General features: G+C 66.2%; 14 protein-coding genes. 7 read left to right on the forward strand and 7 right to left on the reverse strand.

Going from position 1 to position 16,984, the window contains the following annotated elements:
• Positions 1–4: 4 nt before the first annotated feature.
• Together LL06_RS02335 and LL06_RS02340 are read right to left on the reverse strand one after the other, a co-directional pair.
• A complete protein-coding gene (locus LL06_RS02335; RefSeq protein ID WP_035521675.1) occupies positions 5–949 on the reverse strand; it encodes an alpha-E domain-containing protein in 945 nt (314 codons plus the stop codon).
• Between the two features lies 1 nt (position 950).
• Positions 951–2,345 carry a circularly permuted type 2 ATP-grasp protein gene (locus tag LL06_RS02340; protein ID WP_035521770.1) on the reverse strand — a complete coding sequence of 465 codons (1,395 nt, stop codon included), beginning with the start codon at positions 2,343–2,345 and terminating at the stop codon, positions 951–953.
• Between the two features lie 277 nt (positions 2,346–2,622).
• Here LL06_RS02340 and LL06_RS02345 point away from each other — a divergent pair, with 277 nt between their 5' ends.
• Positions 2,623–3,510, forward strand: coding sequence for a DMT family transporter (locus LL06_RS02345; RefSeq protein ID WP_035521677.1), 888 nt, complete (start codon positions 2,623–2,625; stop codon positions 3,508–3,510).
• Here the strand turns inward: LL06_RS02345 and LL06_RS02350 are convergent, their stop codons facing one another.
• Complete coding sequence (locus LL06_RS02350; protein ID WP_052161128.1) at positions 3,511–5,109, reverse strand: trimethylamine methyltransferase family protein; 1,599 nt, start codon at positions 5,107–5,109, stop codon at positions 3,511–3,513.
• A 277-nt stretch (positions 5,110–5,386) separates the two neighbouring features.
• Between LL06_RS02350 and LL06_RS02355 the strand changes: the two genes are divergently transcribed.
• A complete protein-coding gene (locus LL06_RS02355; RefSeq protein WP_152599469.1) occupies positions 5,387–9,388 on the forward strand; it encodes a response regulator in 4,002 nt (1,333 codons plus the stop codon).
• Here the strand turns inward: LL06_RS02355 and mnmD are convergent.
• The gene (gene mnmD, locus LL06_RS02360) at positions 9,375–10,127 is read right to left on the reverse strand and encodes a tRNA (5-methylaminomethyl-2-thiouridine)(34)-methyltransferase MnmD (protein ID WP_035521679.1); all 753 of its coding nucleotides are present in this window, start codon (positions 10,125–10,127) and stop codon (positions 9,375–9,377) included. The two genes, LL06_RS02355 and mnmD, sit on opposite strands and share 14 nt — an antisense overlap.
• Here mnmD and LL06_RS02365 point away from each other — a divergent pair.
• The 5 genes from LL06_RS02365 (at position 10,126) to uraH (ending at position 13,766) form a co-directional block, all read left to right on the forward strand.
• The gene (locus tag LL06_RS02365) at positions 10,126–11,310 is read left to right on the forward strand and encodes an FAD-dependent oxidoreductase (protein WP_052161130.1); all 1,185 of its coding nucleotides are present in this window, start codon (positions 10,126–10,128) and stop codon (positions 11,308–11,310) included. The genes mnmD and LL06_RS02365 overlap by 2 nt on opposite strands.
• 96 nt (positions 11,311–11,406) lie before the next feature.
• Complete coding sequence (gene puuE, locus LL06_RS02370) at positions 11,407–12,330, forward strand: allantoinase PuuE (protein WP_035521680.1); 924 nt, start codon at positions 11,407–11,409, stop codon at positions 12,328–12,330.
• Positions 12,327–12,824 (forward strand): 2-oxo-4-hydroxy-4-carboxy-5-ureidoimidazoline decarboxylase, encoded by a 498-nt coding sequence (gene uraD / locus LL06_RS02375; protein ID WP_035521682.1) that lies wholly within the window; start codon positions 12,327–12,329, stop codon positions 12,822–12,824. Before puuE ends, uraD begins: the two co-directional genes overlap by 4 nt.
• Positions 12,825–12,829: 5 nt before the next feature.
• On the forward strand, positions 12,830–13,321 hold the full coding sequence (locus LL06_RS02380; protein WP_035521683.1) for an ureidoglycolate lyase: 492 nt from the start codon (positions 12,830–12,832) through the stop codon (positions 13,319–13,321).
• A 70-nt stretch (positions 13,322–13,391) separates the two neighbouring features.
• Positions 13,392–13,766, forward strand: coding sequence for a hydroxyisourate hydrolase (uraH, locus tag LL06_RS02385; protein ID WP_035521685.1), 375 nt, complete (start codon positions 13,392–13,394; stop codon positions 13,764–13,766).
• A 224-nt stretch (positions 13,767–13,990) separates the two neighbouring features.
• Here uraH and LL06_RS02390 read toward each other — a convergent pair whose 3' ends face one another.
• The 3 genes from LL06_RS02390 to LL06_RS02400 are packed head-to-tail and all read right to left on the reverse strand — an operon-like array spanning position 13,991 to position 16,946.
• Positions 13,991–14,398 (reverse strand): OsmC family protein, encoded by a 408-nt coding sequence (locus LL06_RS02390; RefSeq protein WP_035521687.1) that lies wholly within the window; start codon positions 14,396–14,398, stop codon positions 13,991–13,993.
• Between the two features lie 17 nt (positions 14,399–14,415).
• Positions 14,416–15,711: a guanine deaminase gene (guaD, locus tag LL06_RS02395; protein WP_035521689.1), complete on the reverse strand. Its 1,296-nt coding sequence runs from the start codon at positions 15,709–15,711 to the stop codon at positions 14,416–14,418.
• Complete coding sequence (locus tag LL06_RS02400) at positions 15,708–16,946, reverse strand: urate hydroxylase PuuD (RefSeq protein WP_035521691.1); 1,239 nt, start codon at positions 16,944–16,946, stop codon at positions 15,708–15,710. The genes guaD and LL06_RS02400 overlap by 4 nt, the downstream gene beginning before the upstream one ends.
• Positions 16,947–16,984: the final 38 nt, after the last annotated feature.

Raw genomic sequence — 16,984 nt, forward strand, 5'->3', positions numbered from 1 at the left:
GGGATCAGTCCTGGTAGAACCGGTAGACTTCTGCGATCTCGGCAGCAACCCGGCTGTTATGGCTGATGAAATCCTGAAGGAATTCGTGCAGGCCGAAATCCATGATCGACTGGATCTCGCGCTCGCGCAGCATCCCCAGGGTCGCCGCCGCGATCTCGTGGCAGGACGTCCGTTCGCCATACTCCCGTTCGAGATAGGTGAGGTTGGCGTTGATCTTGTCGTAGCAATAGGCGAGCGAGCGCGGCATGCGGCCATTCAGGATCAGGAAATCGGCGATGTTGGCCGGCTTGTAGTCGTCGTCATAGACCCAGCCGTAGGAGCGGTGCGCCGAAACCGACCGGAGGATCGATTCCCACTGCACATTGTCGAGCGACGAGCCGACATAGGAGACCGCGGGCAGCAGCACGTAGTATTTCACGTCGAGAATGCGCGAGGTGTTGTCGGCGCGCTCGATGAAGGTGCCGATGCGCGAGAAATTGTAGATCTCGTTGCGCAGCATGGTGCCGTGGAACGCGCCGCGGATCAGGCCGGTGCGCTGCTTGATGGTGTTGATGATCTCGGGCATCTCGTCGCCCGAAATCTTGCGCGCCAGCTTCGCCTTGATGTCGAGATAGCACTCGTTGGTCGCCTCCCAGGCTTCCCGCGTCAAGGCGGTGCGCACCATGCGGCCGTTGTTGCGCGCCGCCTCGATGGCCGAAAGCACGCTTGAGGGGTTGGACTTGTCGCGCAGCAGATAGTTGATGGCGTCGGGGCCGGTCACCTGGGGGTTGGCCGCCGAGTAGGCATTGAACACGCCCGAGCTGCGCAGCACCGATTCCCATTCCTCCTCGTGCCCGTGCATGCGGGTCAATGACATCCTCAGCCCGGCGTCGATCAGGCGCGCGGTGTTTTCCGCGCGCTCGATATAGCGGAACATCCAGAACAGGCCGTTTGCGGTTCTTCCCAGCATCTCAGTCCTCCAGCACCCAGGTGTCCTTGGTGCCGCCTCCCTGGCTGGAGTTGACCACGAGCGAGCCTTCCTTGAGCGCCACCCGGGTCAGTCCCCCGGGGATGATCTGGATCTTGTTGGACACCAGCACAAACGGCCGCAGATCGACATGCCGGGGCGCCAGTCCCTTCTTGACCAGGATCGGCACGGTCGACAGCGACAGCGTCGGCTGGGCGATGTAATTGCCGGGCCGCGCCCTGAGCTTGGCGGCGAATTCGGTGCGCTCGCGCTTGGAGGCGGCCGGTCCCACCAGCATGCCGTAGCCGCCCGAGCCGTGAACCTCCTTGACCACCAGTTCGGCCAGGTGCTCGAGCACATAGGCCAGCGTGTCGGGCTCCGAGCAGCGATAGGTCGGCACGTTCTCGAGGATCGGCTTCTGGCCGGTGTAGAACTCGACGATCTCGGGCATGTAGGAGTAGATCGCCTTGTCGTCGGCAATCCCTGTGCCGGGCGCGTTGGCGATGGTGATGTTGCCGGCCCGGTAGACATCCATGATGCCTGGCACGCCCAGCGTCGAATCCGGGCGGAAGCTCAGCGGATCGAGGAAATCGTCGTCGACGCGGCGGTAGAGCACGTCGATCGCCTCGTAGCCCAGCGTCGTGCGCATCGCCACCTTGCCGTTGATCACGCGCAGGTCGGAGCCCTCGACCAGCTCGACGCCCATCTGGTCGGCGAGATAGGCGTGCTCGTAGAAGGCCGAGTTGAAGATGCCCGGGGTGAGCACCGCGATCCGCGGCTTGCCGGTGCAGCCCGGAGGCGCCACCGCCGCCAGGCTCTGGCGCAAGAGCTTCGGGTAGTTCTCGACCGGCCGCACCTTGTTCAGATGAAACAGCTCGGGAAACATCTGCATCATGGTTTCGCGGTTCTCGAGCATGTAGGACACGCCCGAGGGCGTGCGCGCATTGTCCTCGAGCACATAGAACTCGCCTTCGCCGGTGCGGACGATGTCGGTGCCGATGATGTGGGTGTAGACCCCGCCCGGCGGGCGCATGCCGATCATTTCCGGCAGGAACGCGTCGTTCTTCTCGATCAGCGCGCGCGGCACGCGACCGGCCTTGATGATCTCCTGCTTGTGGTAGATGTCGTCAAGGAACGCGTTGAGCGCCATCACCCGCTGCTCGATCCCCTGCGCCAGCTTGCGCCATTCGGAGCCGGAGATGATGCGCGGCACGATATCGAACGGGATCAGCCGTTCCGAGGAATCTTCCTTGCCGTAGACCGCGAAGGTGATGCCGGTCTTGCGGAAGATGTTTTCCGCATCCTGGGATTTCTTGATCAGGTCGGACGTCTTCTGTTCCGAATGCCAGTTGAAGTACCCTTTGTAGGGTGCTCGGGGAAGGCTGTCCTCAGTTAGCATTTCATCGAAAGGCACGTGTTTTCAGCTCCCTTTTGAGATCATAAGATCGCATCAGGGTTCAGAATGCAAGAACCGTGCAGAATTTACCGATTTCGCGGAGCGACTTATATTTTCTTGGCCATTGTTGCACTCAGGCAGCAAGCAGCCGGCGGCGCACCGCCTGTTTTTCAGGCCCGGCCGGCTCCGGGGTTGCGCTGGGCCGGGGCCGGGGCTACCCCTCTCAGTCTTTGCTGTCCCACCGGTCGCGCCCCGGCGCCCAAGCCTCAGGTTCCCGTTCATGTCGCTCGATCGCCTCGCCCCAGCCGTGTTTGTCCTGCTCTGGTCGACCGGGTGGATCGTCGCCAAATATGCGAGCCCGCATGCCGATCCGCTGACCTTCCTGAGCCTCCGCTTCACCATCGCCGCGGTGCTGTTCGCGGTCCTGGCGATGGTAAGCCGCGCCGCCTGGCCCCGCACCCGCGCGGGCTGGATGCACGCCGTCGTGTCGGGCGTGTTTCTGCACGGTCTCTATCTCGGCGGCGTCTGGTGGGCGATCGCGCAAGGGGTGCCGTCGTCCGTCTCCGGCCTGATCGCGGCGCTGCAGCCGCTGATGACCGCGATCGCGGCGCCCTACATCGTCGGCGAGCGCCTGAGCGGGCCGCAGAAACTGGGCGTGGTGCTCGGCTTCGCCGGCCTTGCGGTCGCTATCCTGCCGCGGGTCCTCGCGCTCGACGCGGCGATGATGCAGGTCGCGCTGGTGCCGCTCCTTGTCAATGTCGTCGCCATGGCCTCGGTGACTTCCGGCACGCTCTACCAGAAGCGGCATCTGCAGGAAGGCGATCTGCGGGCGATCGCGTCCCTGCAATATGTCGGCGGATGCCTGGTGGTCATGCCGCTGGCGCTGCTGATCGAGCCGCTCAGGATCGACTGGAACCTGGAATTCGCGCTTGCCATGGCCTGGTCGGTGCTGGGCCTCTCCCTGGTCTCGATCATGCTGCTTCTCTATCTCATCCGCCGCGGCCAGGTCTCGCGGGCGGCCTCGCTCACCTATCTGGTGCCGCCGGCGGTGGCCATCGAAAGCTGGTTCCTGTTCGGCGAGGAACTCACAGTGCCGATGATCCTCGGCACCGTGATCGTCGTCATCGGCGTCTGGCTGACCAACCGGAAGACCCGGATCATCGCCTGATCAGAAATCGGTCGGCACCCCGCCCTCGCTCTTGCGGCGGGCGACGAAGGCGTCGAGTTCCTCCTCGATCGCCGGATCGAGCGGCGGCGCCTCGTAATTGGCCAGGGTGTCCTTCCAGACGCGGTTGGCGTGGTCATAGGTGGTCGGCTGGCCGGCGAGGCTCCAGCTCTCGAAATTGCGCCAGTCCGACAGGATCGGCGAATAGAACGCGGTCTCGTAGCGCGACAGCGTGTGCGCGGTGCCGAAATAGTGCCCGCCGGGGCCAACTTCGGCGATCGCATCCATGGCCAGCGCCTCCGGGCTGGTGTCGAGCGGCGCCAGGAACTCGGCCACCATCTGCAGCATGTCGACGTCGAGGATGAACTTCTCGAACGAGGCCGTGAGACCGCCTTCCATCCAGCCGGCCGCGTGCATGATGAAATTGCCGCCGCCCTGGACCACGGCCCACAGCGACATCATCGATTCATAGGCCGACTGGGCGTCGAGTGTGTTGGCGGCGCAGGTGTTGGAGGTGCGGTAGGGCACGCCGTAGCGCCGCGCGAGCTGTCCGCCCGCCATCACCGCCTTCATGTATTCGGGCGTTCCGAAGGCGGGCGCGCCCGACTTCATGTCGACATTGGAGGTGAAGCCGCCATAGACCACCGGCGCGCCGGCGCGGACCATCTGCGTGAAGGCGATGCCGGCAAGCGCCTCGGCGTTCTGCTGCACCAGCGCGCCGGCGATGGTGACCGGGGCCATCGCGCCGGCAAGCGTGAACGGGGTGATCACAACCACCTGGTTGCGCGCCGACATCTCGATGATGCCCTGCAGCATCGGCGCATCGTAGCGGAGCGGCGACGAGGCGTTGATGATGGTGAACAGCGACGGCTCGGCTTCCAACTGCTCGGCGCTGATGCCGCGGCCGATGCGCACGATCTCGAGTGCATCAAGATTGCGCTCCTTGCCCAGAGAATAGGCATGGAACGGCTTGTCCGTGAGCTTGACCATGTCCGACAGGCAATCGATGTGGCGCACCGAGGCGTGCAGGTCGGTGGGCTCCACCGGGTAGCCGCCGGTCATGTGGATGATGTCGAAGGATTGCGCCAGCTTGACCAGGTTGCGGAAGTCCTCCTGGGTGCCGGTCCTGCGGCCGGTGTCGCGGTCCGAGCAGTAGGGCGCCGAGGCAACCTGCGCGAAGGCGATGTTGCGGCCGCCGATCTCGACATTGCGTTCGGGATTGCGGGCATGCAGCGTGAACGGTCCGGGCGCCTTGCCGACCATGTCCATGACCAGGCCGCGGTCGAGCCGCACCCGCTCGCTGCCGGCCGCGACATCGGCGCCGGCGGCCTTGAGCCGGTCGCGGGCCTCGGCCAGCATGAAGTCCATGCCGATCTCCTCGAGCACCTTCAGCGACGCCTCGTGGATGGCCTCGAGCCCCTCCTCGCTCAACAGCAGGGACGGATCCTGGGTGTTGAGGATCGACCGGTAGCGCAGGGTGGCCGGGCTTTTCCGGCCCTTGCCACGGTCTCCGCCGCGGCCGCCGCCGACGCGTCTGCGCCGCTCGGGCGCGCCCGCCGTGTTCTCGATGGCTGCGGGCACGATGTCGTCAAAGCTGCTCATTTGAACCTGTCCCCGTCCTGGTGCTGTCCTGCCCGGCGCGATCCCTGTCGGTCGCTCGCGGGTCGCGATGGAGCGAGACGCTATGCCGGTCTCGTCGTTCCCGCAAGGCGTCCCGGGAAGCATATTTTCGCCTCGCCGCCAACGCGTGTCGCCGACAAGTCTCGCGTAAGCAGGGCATTCTAGTCTCGACGCCATGGTTAACGCTTTATTTAAAGCCGGCATGCAAGATGGCAGGCGGTGACACAGGCCGGAACGTGCATTAGCGGGGATTTGCCGGGTGGGAGACTTCGAAAGTACCGACAGTGAGGACGTGCTTGCGGACGCATGCGCGCGGGTTGGCAGCGACCCGAACCCGGCGTTCGTCAAGGATTCGGAACTTCGCTACGTTGCCGTCAACCCCGCCTATGCGGAGCTGTGGGACTGCAACCCCGCCTCCCTCATCGGCCAGCAGAGCCATCAGCATTTTGATTCGATCGAACAGAACGACCGCGACGAGAAGGAACGCCGCAGCCTCGTCTTCGGCAAGGACCAGGTCGCGCTCTTCGCCCATCCGCTGAAAGGCGGGCGCTACCGCGTGCGCATCCACCGCAAGCGCCAGCCCACCGGAAAGACCTTCATCGTCGGCCATTTCGAGCCCATCGCCGGCGTGCGCTTCGAAACCGGTCAGGCGGACAAGCCCAAGACCGCCGTCGAAGCGCCCGCGGCGCCGGCCCCCGTCGCGCCCGCCGGGGAGGCCCCGGCTCACGACACCGCCATGCGCGGCGACCACAAGCTGCTGCAGGCGGCGATCGAGGCCGCGGCCCAGCCGATCGCGGTGTTCGACGGACAGGGGCGAATTGTCGCCGAAAGCCGCACCCACAAGACCGCAAGCGGCCCGTGGCACACCACACCCTTGCCGGAGGGCGGCGTGCTGCAATGGGCCGCGCCGGACCAGGTAGCAGGCCGGAACGATCCCGCGGCGCCGCGCGACGGCCGGTCCGCACCGGCGGAAGGCGCTGAGTCAGAGAGTTCCCTGCTCAACCGGTTCAATGAGATCTTCGACTGCATGGAAGTCGGCATCGTTCTTTATGGCCCCGACGATGTCCTGCTCTACGTCAACCCGGCGATGGATGCGCTGACCGCGCCCGACTACAGCCTCACGGTCGGCCAGCCCCTGCGCTCGGTCCTCGACGTCACCTGCAGCATCCGTCCCGACGAAGATCCCGCCGCCCGCAATGCCTGGATCGCCATGCGCACCGCGGCGCATCGCGACTTCGGCAAGGCGACGGTCGAGCAGTTGAAGAACGGCCGCTGGATCCGGCTCATCAACCGGGGGCTTGGCGATGGCTGCGTCCTGGGTTTGCGGATCGACGTCACCGATCTCAAGCAGCGCGAGGCCGCCCTTGAAAGCAAGGTCGCCGAGAACGAGCTGTTCCGCGCCATCCTCGACGAAATGCCGGTCTCGAGCTTCGTCAAGGACGAGGACTACCGCTACACCTATGTCAACCGCGCCCATGGCAGGCTGACCGGGATCTCCAGCGCCGACATGATCGGCCGGGACGATTTCCAGATCTTCGGCGACCACGGCCAAGCCCTGCGCGATGCCGATGTCGAGGTCATGAAAGGCCACGACGTGATCGAGCGCGACGCGGACATCGCCAATGCAAGAGGCGAGGCGCTGAAGCTGATCGACCGCAAGGTCTGCTTCACCGATCCCGCCGGCCGGCGCTATTTGCTGGGGACCACGCTCGATGTGAGCGAGATGAGGCGCCGCGAGGAGGAAGTCTTCGAGGCGCGGCGGCTTGCCGAAATCAACCGCTCGGACCTCGAAAGCGCCATCGACGCCATGCACATGGGCGTGGTCGTTGTCGACAGGGATCACAATGTCGAGCTGGTCAACGGCGCCTTCTTCCGGATCTGGAAGATCAAGCCGGACGACTCCTACCGGGGCGCGCCGTTCCGGCGCCTCATCGACGTCAACCGCCACAACGGCATCTACCAGGTGGCCGAGGACAAGTTCGAGGACTACATCAAGACACGGCTGGAAGAGATCAGCGCCGGATATGTCGAGCCGCGCGAGTTTGCGCGGGCCGACGGCAGGACCATGATCTATTCCGTCCGCGCCCTGTCCGAGGGCAAGCGGATGATCTCCTATTTCGATGTCACCGAACTCAAGCAGCGGGAGCAGGAGCTGATGCTCGCCCGCAGGGATGCCGAATACGCCAGCGAGCTGCTGCAAGGCGCTGCCGGCGCCATGGCGCAGGGCCTGATGGTGACCAGCGCAGGCAGGATCCAGTTCGCCAACGACACGTTGAGGGACATGATGGGGGTCCCCGCGGAACTGGTGGCGCCGGGCAGCTCGCTGGAAGCCTATCTGCGCTTCTGCCAGCAGGCTGCCTTGCCCGGCGAGGAGGGCAAGGACGCCGACGAAGGCGACATCGACAATATTCTCAAGTGTCACCGCGACGGCATCGCCCATACGCTCGAGATGCAGGTGCCCAAAGGCCTGTGGCTGAGGATCGACGCCAAGCCCGCCGCCAACAACACCATGATCACCACCTTCACGGACGTCACCGACGCGAAGACGCGCGAGGGCGAACTCGAGGAGCTCCTGGGCAAGGCCGAGATCGCCGATCGCGCCAAGTCCGAGTTCCTGGCCAATATGAGCCACGAGATCCGCACGCCGATGAACGGCGTCCTGGGCATGGCGGAACTGCTGTCGCGGACCGACCTCGACACCCGTCAGCGCACCTTCACCGACATCATCGTCAAGTCCGGGAATGCGCTGCTGACCATCATCAACGACATCCTCGATTTCTCCAAGATCGATGCAGGCCAGCTCGTTCTCGACGCATCGCCGTTCGACATCCGCGAGACCGTCGAGGACGTCGCGACGCTGGTCTCGAGCCGTGCCGCGGAGAGGGACATCGAGCTCATCGTCCGCATCGATCCCGAGCTTCCGGCGCGCGTCGTCGGAGACATGGGCCGCGTGCGCCAGGTGATCACCAATCTCGCCGGCAACGCCATCAAGTTCACCGAATCCGGCTATGTCCTGATCGAGCTGACCGGCAGCGTCAATGCCGACAGGACGCTGGATATGAAGCTCCGGGTGGAGGATACCGGAATCGGCATTCCTCAGGACAAGCTCGACGCCGTGTTCGAGAAGTTCTCGCAGGTCGACACCTCCTCGACCCGCCGCCACGAGGGCACCGGGCTCGGGCTCGCCATCACCTCGCGGCTGGTGAGCCTGATGGGCGGAACGATCCGGGCCGAAAGCTCGGTCGGCCAGGGGTCGGTGTTCACCATCGAGGTGTCGATGCCGGTCGACCACACCGCGCCCAAGGCCCGTGTCGCTCCCTTCGATGTGACCGGATCGAGGATCCTGGTGATCGACGACAATCCCGTCAACCGCGCCATTCTGAACGAACAACTCACCGCCTGGGGTTTTGACGCCTGCGCCGCCGTCTCCGGCCAGGAGGGCATCGAAGTGCTGGAGGCGGCCGCCCGCTTCGATGTTCCCGTCGATGCCGTCATCCTCGACTACCACATGCCCGACATGGACGGCGTGATGACCGCCCGCGCCATCCGCAAGATTTTCGGTCCGGACAATCCGCCGATCATCATGCTGACCTCGATGGACATCAAGTCCTCCGAGGCCGACTTCCGGAAGGGCGTCGTGCAGGCGACGCTGATGAAGCCGGCGCGCTCGTCGCTCCTGCTCGAAACCATTGTCGAGGTGCTACAGGTCTCGGCCCAGAGCCAGGCCCGCATTCCGGCGGCATCCAAGCCGAAGACCGCGGCGCCTGTTCCGGCTCAAGCCTCCACGCCGCCCAGGCTGGTGGTGCATTCCTCCGGCGCCGAGCCGCAGACCCGCGCGCCTGCCTCGCCGCACAGCCGTCTCGACATCCTGGTGGCGGAGGACAACGAGGTCAACCAGATCGTCTTCACGCAGATCCTCGAGGATCTGGGCGTGCGCTATCAGATCGCCGACAATGGCGGCAGCGCGTTCGAGCTGTGGAGGAGCCACCGTCCGGCGCTGATCCTGATGGATGTCTCCATGCCGGTGATGAACGGGCATCAGGCGACGCAGGCGATCCGCAAGGCCGAGGCCGAGGATCCTTCGCTCGGCCGCACGCCGGTCGTGGGCGTCACCGCCCATGCGCTCACCGGCGACCGCGAGCGGTGCCTGGAGGCCGGCATGGACGATTACCTGTCCAAGCCGATCAGCCCGGAGAAGCTCGAGGCGAAGATCCGCGAATGGCTGCCCGCCGACATTTCGGCCCGCATCAGCCAGGGCTGACGGCGGCGCCGGCGAGAATTCCCGCGCTCATGGCGCGCTTGCCCGCATGCCCGGGACGTTTTTCCACCGCGAACCCGGCTGCCTCGAGGTTCCGCCGCACCCAGCCCGCCGCCGAATAGGTGGCGAAGGTGCACCCCGGCGCGGTCCGCGCCGCCACCAGGCGCATCAGCTCTTGAGACCACATGTCCGGGTTGCGCGCGGGCGAGAACCCGTCGAGAAACCAGGCGTCCGCGTCAAGCCGCGCGGCCTGAAGCCGCTCCAGCGCCGGTCCGGCATGGATAAGGAGGCCGACCGATCGCCCGGCGTCCTGAAACTCAAGCCGGATGTCGCCTGCGGGCGCATCGGGCCAGGCCGCCGTGAGCCGGGAGGTGCGTTCCGCGAGATCCGGCCAGGCCGACAGCGCGCGCGCCATGTCGCTGCGCGAGAGCGCGGAGAGTTCGAACGAGTGGAACTCCAGCCGCGCGCCTTCGGGGGCCGCCGTCTCGAAGGCCGACCAGGTCTCGATGAAATTGAGCCCTGTGCCGAATCCGAGCTCGCCGATGACGAAGCCGGGCCTCTCCGCGAAGCGCTGCGGCAGGCCGTTGCCGGCCAGGAACACATGGCGGCATTCGGCCCGTCCGTCGGCGCGGGAATAATAGAAGTCGCCAAATTCCTCGGAATAGGGCATATCGCCGTCATGCCAGGACAGCCGTGCGGGCTGTCCGGCGGCGGCGTCGTCCGGGGCGGAAGGATCGATCATGGGTGTTGCCGATAGCGGCGTGGTGCGCGGCGGTCAAGCTGCTCCCGATCTGCTGATCGCCGGCGCCGGCGTGGCGGGCCTGTGGCTGACGGTGAAGGCGGCGCGCGCCGGACTGTCGGTCATGCTGGTCGAGCCCGGCACGCCCGGTTGCGGCGCCAGCGGCGGGTTCCTGGGCGCGCTGATGCCGCACAGCCCCGAGCGCTGGAACGGCAAGAAGGATTTCCAGTTTCGCGCGTTGGTGGATCTCGAGGACGAGATCGCCCGGCTGGAATCGGACACCGGCGCCTATTGCGGTTACCGCCGCGTCGGCCGGATCCTGCCCCTGACTTCCGAACGCGGCCGCGCCGAGGCGATCGAGCGGACGGCCGACGCCCGCGCCAATTGGGGGCCGCGCTTCAGCTACGAGGTCAACCACACGCCCGACCGCAGCGGCTGGCCCGACATGCTGCGCGCCCCGCACGGCGTGGTCTGCGAAACGCTCTCCGCCCGGCTGTCGCCGCCGGGCCTGATCGGCGCGCTGCTGTCGCGCCTTGCGGTGATGCCCAATGTCGAGCTGCGCCTGGGCGCAGCCGTGGTCGGCATCGCGCACCACGCGCACGAGGCCCGCCTGTCCGACGGATCCAGCGTGAGCTACGGCCATGTCGCGCTCGCCAACGGCGTCGGCGCCTTCGCGCTGGTCGAACGCGCCGCGGGCCTTCCGGCCGGCTCGCTCGGCGGCGGCGTCAAGGGCCAGGCGGCGCTGCTCGACGCCGGGGCGTCGCCCGATCTGCCGCTGGTCTATGACGACGGCGTCTATGTGATCGTCCACGAGAACGGCCATGTCGCCATCGGCTCGACCAGCGAACGGGATTTCGACGATCCGTCCGGCACCGACGACCAGCTCGACGAGATCGTCAAAAGGGCGCGCAAGCTCTGCCCGCTCATCAAGCATGCCCCCGTGCTGCGCCGCTGGGCCGGGGTGCGCCCGCGCGCGGTGGGCACCGATCCGATGCTCGGCTCGGTTCCTGGCGCGCCCGGGGTTCTGGCCATGACCGGCGGCTTCAAGATCAGCTTCGGCATCGCCCACCGCATGGCCGATTGCCTCGTCGCGGCCATCACCGGAATGGAGGGTCCCGAGACCCCCCTGAGCTTCGCCGTCGACCACCACGCCGCCAAGGCCGCCCGTAAGGCCGCCGCGGGCTGAATTGCCGCAACAGCTTGCGGTTTTTCTTCAAAGTCCCGGTCTCGACTTTTGGGGCCGGGCTGGTACCGTTCGGCGCAGGTGAGATAGGACGCATTGATGAGCATGACACCATATCCCCGCGACCTGATCGGTTACGGCCGGAGGACGCCGGACCCCCGATGGCCCGGCCAGGCCCATTGCGCGGTCCAGTTCGTCGTCAACTACGAGGAAGGCGGCGAAAGCTCGATCCTCGACGGCGATCCGGCATCCGAATCGCTGCTGTCGGAAATCGTCGGCGCGCAGGCCTGGCCCGGCCAGCGCAACATGAACATGGAATCGATCTACGAATACGGGTCGCGCGCGGGCTTCTGGCGGCTCTGGCGGCTGTTCACCGAGCGCAGCATGCCGGTCACGGTCTATGGCGTGGCGCTCGCCCTGCAGCGCAATCCCGAAGCGGTCGCGGCAATGAACGAGGCGGGCTGGGAGATCGCCAGCCACGGCCTTCGCTGGCTCGAATACAAGGATTTCTCCGAAGCGGAAGAGCGGCGCCACATCGCCGACTGCGTCCGCATCCACACCGAGGTGACCGGGTCGCGGCCGCTGGGGATCTATCAGGGCAAGCCCTCGGTCAACACGCTCAAGCTGGTGATGGAGGAGGGCGGCTTCGTCTATTCCGCCGATTCCTACGCCGACGAGCTGCCCTACTGGGTGCAGGGGCCGAACGGCCTGCACCTGATCGTGCCCTACACGCTCGACGCCAACGACATGCGTTTCGCCACGCCGCAGGGCTTCAACTCGGGCGACCAGTTCTTCACCTATCTCAAGGACACGTTCGACGTGCTGATGGCCGAAGGTGCGGCGGGCAGCCCGAAGATGATGTCGGTCGGGCTTCACTGCCGGCTCGTCGGCCGGCCCGGCCGCGCCGCGGCGCTGGCGCGCTTCCTCGACTACGTCGCCTCCCACGACAAGGCCTGGGTCACCCGCCGCATCGACATCGCCAATCACTGGCACAAGCATCACCATCCGGAGGGCGTCCGATGATCACGCGCGACAAATTCATCGAAACCTTCGGCGGCGTGTTCGAGCATTCGCCCTGGATCGCCGAACGGGCCTTCGATCAGGGCCATATTGCCGAGCCTTTGCGGGCCGGGCCGTTGCATGAGGCTCTCTGCACCGAGTTCCGCGGCGCGACCCTTGACGAGCGCCTCGCCGTGCTGCTGGCCCACCCGGACCTGGCGGGCAAGCTCGCGATTGCCGGCGAACTGACCGAGCACTCGAAATCCGAGCAGGCCGGCGCCGGGCTCGACCGGCTGAGCGAGGCGGAACACGCCCGCTTCACCGACCTCAACACCCATTATGTGCGCGAGTTCGGCTTTCCCTTCATCATCGCGGTCAAGGGACTGACCAAGGAGGATATTCTCGCGGCCTTCGAGACCCGCATCGGCCATGACCGGGAAACCGAGTTCGAGACCGCCTGCGCCCAGGTCGAGAAGATCGCCGGCTTCCGCATCGCCGCCATCCTGGCGGAGGGGTGAACGCCATGCGGGAGCTTGAACTCGAACCGCTGACCGCCGAGGCCTTCGCGCCGTTCGGGACCGTGATGGATCCGGGCGCGGCCGAACGGCGCCTGATCAATGAGGGCACCACCGAGCGCTTCCATGCGCTGGCGATGGCCGACACCGGCGGCCAGGGCGGGCGCGCCATCCTGTCGGTCTTCCGCGGCCAGCCGCGCGAGTTTCCCTACAAGATCCGGATGATGGAGCGGCATCCGCTCGGCAGCCAGGCGTTCTTTCCGCTGTCGAACCGGGAATGGATCGCCGTCGTCGCCCCCGATGAGGACGGCAGGCCGGGCGAGCCGCGCGCGTTCAGGGTGCCCCGGGACATGGGCGTGCAGTATGGCCGCAACGTCTGGCATCACCCGCTGATCGCGGTGGGCCAGATATGCCAGTTCCTGGTGGTGGACCGCGAAGGCGAGGGCGACAATCTCGAGGAGATCGGCTATCCGGCGCCCTATGTGATTACCAAACCCTGATTGACGCTGTTCCAGCGAGCTCTGCGCATCCTGCCTGATGCGCGGGGGCCGCAAGAGAGAGGAGACGAAGATGTCCGCCCAGCCGCTTCCCACCGGACGCCTGACCACCCATGTTCTCGACACCGCCCGCGGCCGTCCCGCCGGCGGACTGGTGATCGAGCTTGTGCGGGTCGACGGCCTCGACCATCATCCGGTCAAGACCGTGCGCACCAATGACGACGGCCGGGTCGATGCCCCGTTGCTCACCGGTACGGACATCGCCAGGGGCGTTTACGAGCTCAGGTTTCACGCCGGCGACTATCTGCGCTCGACCGGCGCCGTGCTGCCGGAGCCGGCGTTTCTCGACGTCATCCCGATCCGCTTCGGCATCGCCGACACCTCGGCCCATTATCATGTGCCGCTGCTGATCTCGCCTTACAGCTACTCGACCTATCGCGGCAGCTAAAGGCCGCGCGGCGCTGCCGGTCGCCCGGCGCGGGCGAAGGCTTTGGCGAAAACCGGGAAGCGGAAAAAGCGAAAGCCGCGTGGCAGTACATCCGTGCTCACGCGACTTATAAGCGATCTTCGAAGAGACCGCTGCTGACAAACAGCTTGCAGGAACAGTGTTAACAAAGCGTTAAGACGGAAATGTGACGGTGCTGCATGAATTGGCGGAGCACGGGGGTCGGGTCAGGGGAGAAGGCTCTCGATCGACACCGCGACGCCCCGCTGCAGCGAATTGCTGACCATGCAGCTCTCCCTTGCGCGATCGATGACCTCGGCGCAATCGCCGCCATCGGTGCGGGTGCAGGACACCTGCATATGCGCGGCGGTGGTCACCAGCGGCTCTCCCTCGAGGGTGACCTTGACCGTGACTTCGACCGTGTCGAGATCCACGCCCATCTTCTCGGCCGTATAGCGCAGGTCGTTGCAGAAGCAGCCGCCGAGCGCCAGGCCCAGCATCTGCGCGCCATTGAAGCCGAGCCCCATGCCGCCGGCGCGGCCCTCGGGCCGGTCGATGATCACCGTATGCCCGCCGGCCCAGCCCATGGCGGCGCGGGTTCCGCGCACATTGCGCAATTCCACGACAGCTTCCATCTCCAACCTCCTGCGGATCAGGCCGTGACGATTTCTCCGGCAATATAGACGTGCCGCACCGAGCGGTCATCCCCCATCGTCTGCAGCAGGAACAGTTCCTCCTCCAGCGTCTTCACCGTCTCCATGCGGATGCGCATCGCCGGCGTGGCGCGGGCGTCGAGCGCGATGATGTCGGCGTCGCTGCCCGGCTCCAGCGTGCCGATGCGGTCGGCGAGCCCCAGCGCCTCGGCATTGCCGCGGGTGGCCTGCCAGAAGCTCTCGATCGGCGGCAGCCGGTGACTGCGCAATTGCTGGATCTTGTAGGCCTCGTCCATGGTCCTGAGCATCGAGTAGCTCGAGCCTCCGCCGATGTCGGTGGCCACCGCCGTGCGCACGCCATGTTCCTTGATCCGCCGGAGATCGAACAGGCCGGAGCCCAGGAACAGGTTGGAGGTAGGGCAATGCACCGCCACCGCGCCGGCTTCGGCGATGGCCGCCATCTCCCGGTCCGACAGATGGATGGCGTGGCCGAGCAGCGTCTTGCGGGTCAGGAGCCCGTGAAGCGCATAGACATCGGTGTAATCCCTGGCCTCGGGATAGAGCTCCAGCGTGTAGGCGATCTCGGCGTTGTTTTCCGACAGATGCGTCTGGATCAGCAGGTCCGGATGCTCGCGCGCGAGCGTTCCCGCCGCCTCCAGTTGCGCGGGGCTCGAGGTGATGGCGAAGCGCGGCGTGATCGCCACGTGGTTGCGGCCCTTGCCGTGCCAGGCCTTGATCACCGCCCTGGTGTCGTCATAGCCCGATTGCGCGGTGTCGGTGAGCGCCTCCGGCGCGTTGCGGTCCATCATCACCTTGCCGCCGACCATCAGCAGGTTGCGGCGCGTCGCTTCGGCAAAGAAGGCGTCCGCCGAGCCCCGGTGCACCGAGCAATAGGCCGCCGCCGTGGTCGTGCCGTGGCGCAGCAATTCGTCGAAGAACAGCTTCGCGAACCGCGCGGCGTGGTCCGCGTCGGCGAATTTCTGCTCCTCGACGAAGGTGTAGGTGCCAAGCCATTCGAGCAGGTTCGCGGCATAGCTCGCCGTCACCTGCATCTGCGGGAAATGGATGTGCGGATCGATGAACCCGGCCATAAGCAGCAGCGGCCGGTGATCGATCACCTCGACGCCCAACGGCGAAGCGAGCCGGACCTCGTCATAGGCGCCGCAGGCCGAGATCTTGCCGTTCTCGATCAGCACCGCGCCGTTGTCCTCGAACAGGTAGCTCCCATGGTCGTCGCGCGCCCCGGGCCGCGACCTGAAACTGAGCACCCGGCCGCGCAGAAGTCGTGCGGTCATTGGCCGGCCTCGCCAGAGATCGCCGATTCGTACCAGGCCACGATCAGCGCCCGCTCCTGCGGTTCGACGAGAGTGACGTTGCCCGGCGGCATGGCGTGGCTGCGCCCGGCCTGGAGGTAGATGTCGCGCGCATGCCGGGCGATGTCGGCCGGGGTCTCGAGCCTCACGTTCTTGGGCGCGCGCGCGATCCCGTCCCAGAACGGCTCCGCCGCATGGCACATCGAGCAGCGGCCCATCACGGTCTCGGTGACGGCCTCGAAATGCGTGTTGGTGGCGAAGCGCTCGTGCACCGGCGCCAGGGCCGCCTCTTCCATCGTCTCTCCAGACCGCGGCAGGCTCGACAGCCAGATGATGACGGCAAACAGCGCGACGGTTGCGGCCCAGGTCCAGTGCGGCCGGCCCTTGCGGGCATGCACGGTGTTGAACCAGTGGCGGATGGTCACGCCCATCAGGAACACCAGCGCCGCGATCAGCCAGTTCCACTCGGTGCCGAACGCCAGCGGATAGTGGTTGGACAGCATCAGGAAGATCACCGGCAGGGTGAGGTAGTTGTTGTGCAGCGAGCGCTGCTTGGCGATGCGGCCGTATTTCGGGTCCGGGGTGCGCCCGGCCTTGAGGTCGGCCACGACGATCTTCTGGTTGGGGATGATGATCATCGCCACATTGGCGGTCATGATGGTGGCGGTGAAGGCGCCGAGATGCAGGAGCGCCGCCCGCCCGGTGAACACCTGCGTGTAGCCCCAGGCCATCGCCACCAGCACGCCAAACAGCACCAGCATCAGCCCGGTGGTGCTGGCGCCTACCGGCGACTTGCACAACTGATCGTAGATGATCCAGCCGGCGACGATCGAGGCGAGCGAGATGCCGATCGCCACCGGCGCCGTGACATCAAGCACGTTGACGTCGATCAGATAGAGTTCCGCCCCGGCATAATAGACCACGCACAGGAGCGCCACGCCCGACAGCCACGTGGCGTAGCTCTCCCATTTGAACCAGGTCAGGTGCTCGGGCAGGTTCGGCGGCGCCACCAGGTATTTCTGGATGTGGTAGAAGCCGCCGCCATGCACTTGCCATTCCTCGCCATGGGCGCCCTCGGGCAGGCCCGGCCGCTGCACCAGGCCCAGGTCGAGCGCGATGAAATAGAACGAGGACCCGATCCAGGCGATCGCCGTGATCACATGCAGCCAGCGCGTGGCGAAGCTGAGCCATTCCCACAGCAGCGGATAATCATACATCGGCGCCCCTCGCGTTTTGGTGCCCGTTCTTGTTGCGG

The sequence above is a fragment of the Hoeflea sp. BAL378 genome, assembly GCF_000759435.1.
Classification (GTDB): domain Bacteria; phylum Pseudomonadota; class Alphaproteobacteria; order Rhizobiales; family Rhizobiaceae; genus Hoeflea.

What these genes read in the sequence shown, in the direction of transcription:
- LL06_RS02340 (WP_035521770.1), bottom strand. Translation starts at nt 2,345, where the DNA reads ATGCTAACTGAGGACAGCCTTCCCCGAGCACCCTACAAAGGGTACTTC.
- uraH (WP_035521685.1), top strand. Translation starts at nt 13,392, where the DNA reads ATGTCCGCCCAGCCGCTTCCCACCGGACGCCTGACCACCCATGTTCTC.
- LL06_RS02400 (WP_035521691.1), bottom strand. Translation starts at nt 16,946, where the DNA reads ATGTATGATTATCCGCTGCTGTGGGAATGGCTCAGCTTCGCCACGCGC.
- puuE (WP_035521680.1), top strand. Translation starts at nt 11,407, where the DNA reads ATGAGCATGACACCATATCCCCGCGACCTGATCGGTTACGGCCGGAGG.
- mnmD (WP_035521679.1), bottom strand. Translation starts at nt 10,127, where the DNA reads ATGATCGATCCTTCCGCCCCGGACGACGCCGCCGCCGGACAGCCCGCA.
- LL06_RS02390 (WP_035521687.1), bottom strand. Translation starts at nt 14,398, where the DNA reads ATGGAAGCTGTCGTGGAATTGCGCAATGTGCGCGGAACCCGCGCCGCC.
- guaD (WP_035521689.1), bottom strand. Translation starts at nt 15,711, where the DNA reads ATGACCGCACGACTTCTGCGCGGCCGGGTGCTCAGTTTCAGGTCGCGG.
- LL06_RS02350 (WP_052161128.1), bottom strand. Translation starts at nt 5,109, where the DNA reads ATGAGCAGCTTTGACGACATCGTGCCCGCAGCCATCGAGAACACGGCG.
- LL06_RS02380 (WP_035521683.1), top strand. Translation starts at nt 12,830, where the DNA reads ATGCGGGAGCTTGAACTCGAACCGCTGACCGCCGAGGCCTTCGCGCCG.
- LL06_RS02345 (WP_035521677.1), top strand. Translation starts at nt 2,623, where the DNA reads ATGTCGCTCGATCGCCTCGCCCCAGCCGTGTTTGTCCTGCTCTGGTCG.
- uraD (WP_035521682.1), top strand. Translation starts at nt 12,327, where the DNA reads ATGATCACGCGCGACAAATTCATCGAAACCTTCGGCGGCGTGTTCGAG.
- LL06_RS02335 (WP_035521675.1), bottom strand. Translation starts at nt 949, where the DNA reads ATGCTGGGAAGAACCGCAAACGGCCTGTTCTGGATGTTCCGCTATATC.
- LL06_RS02365 (WP_052161130.1), top strand. Translation starts at nt 10,126, where the DNA reads ATGGGTGTTGCCGATAGCGGCGTGGTGCGCGGCGGTCAAGCTGCTCCC.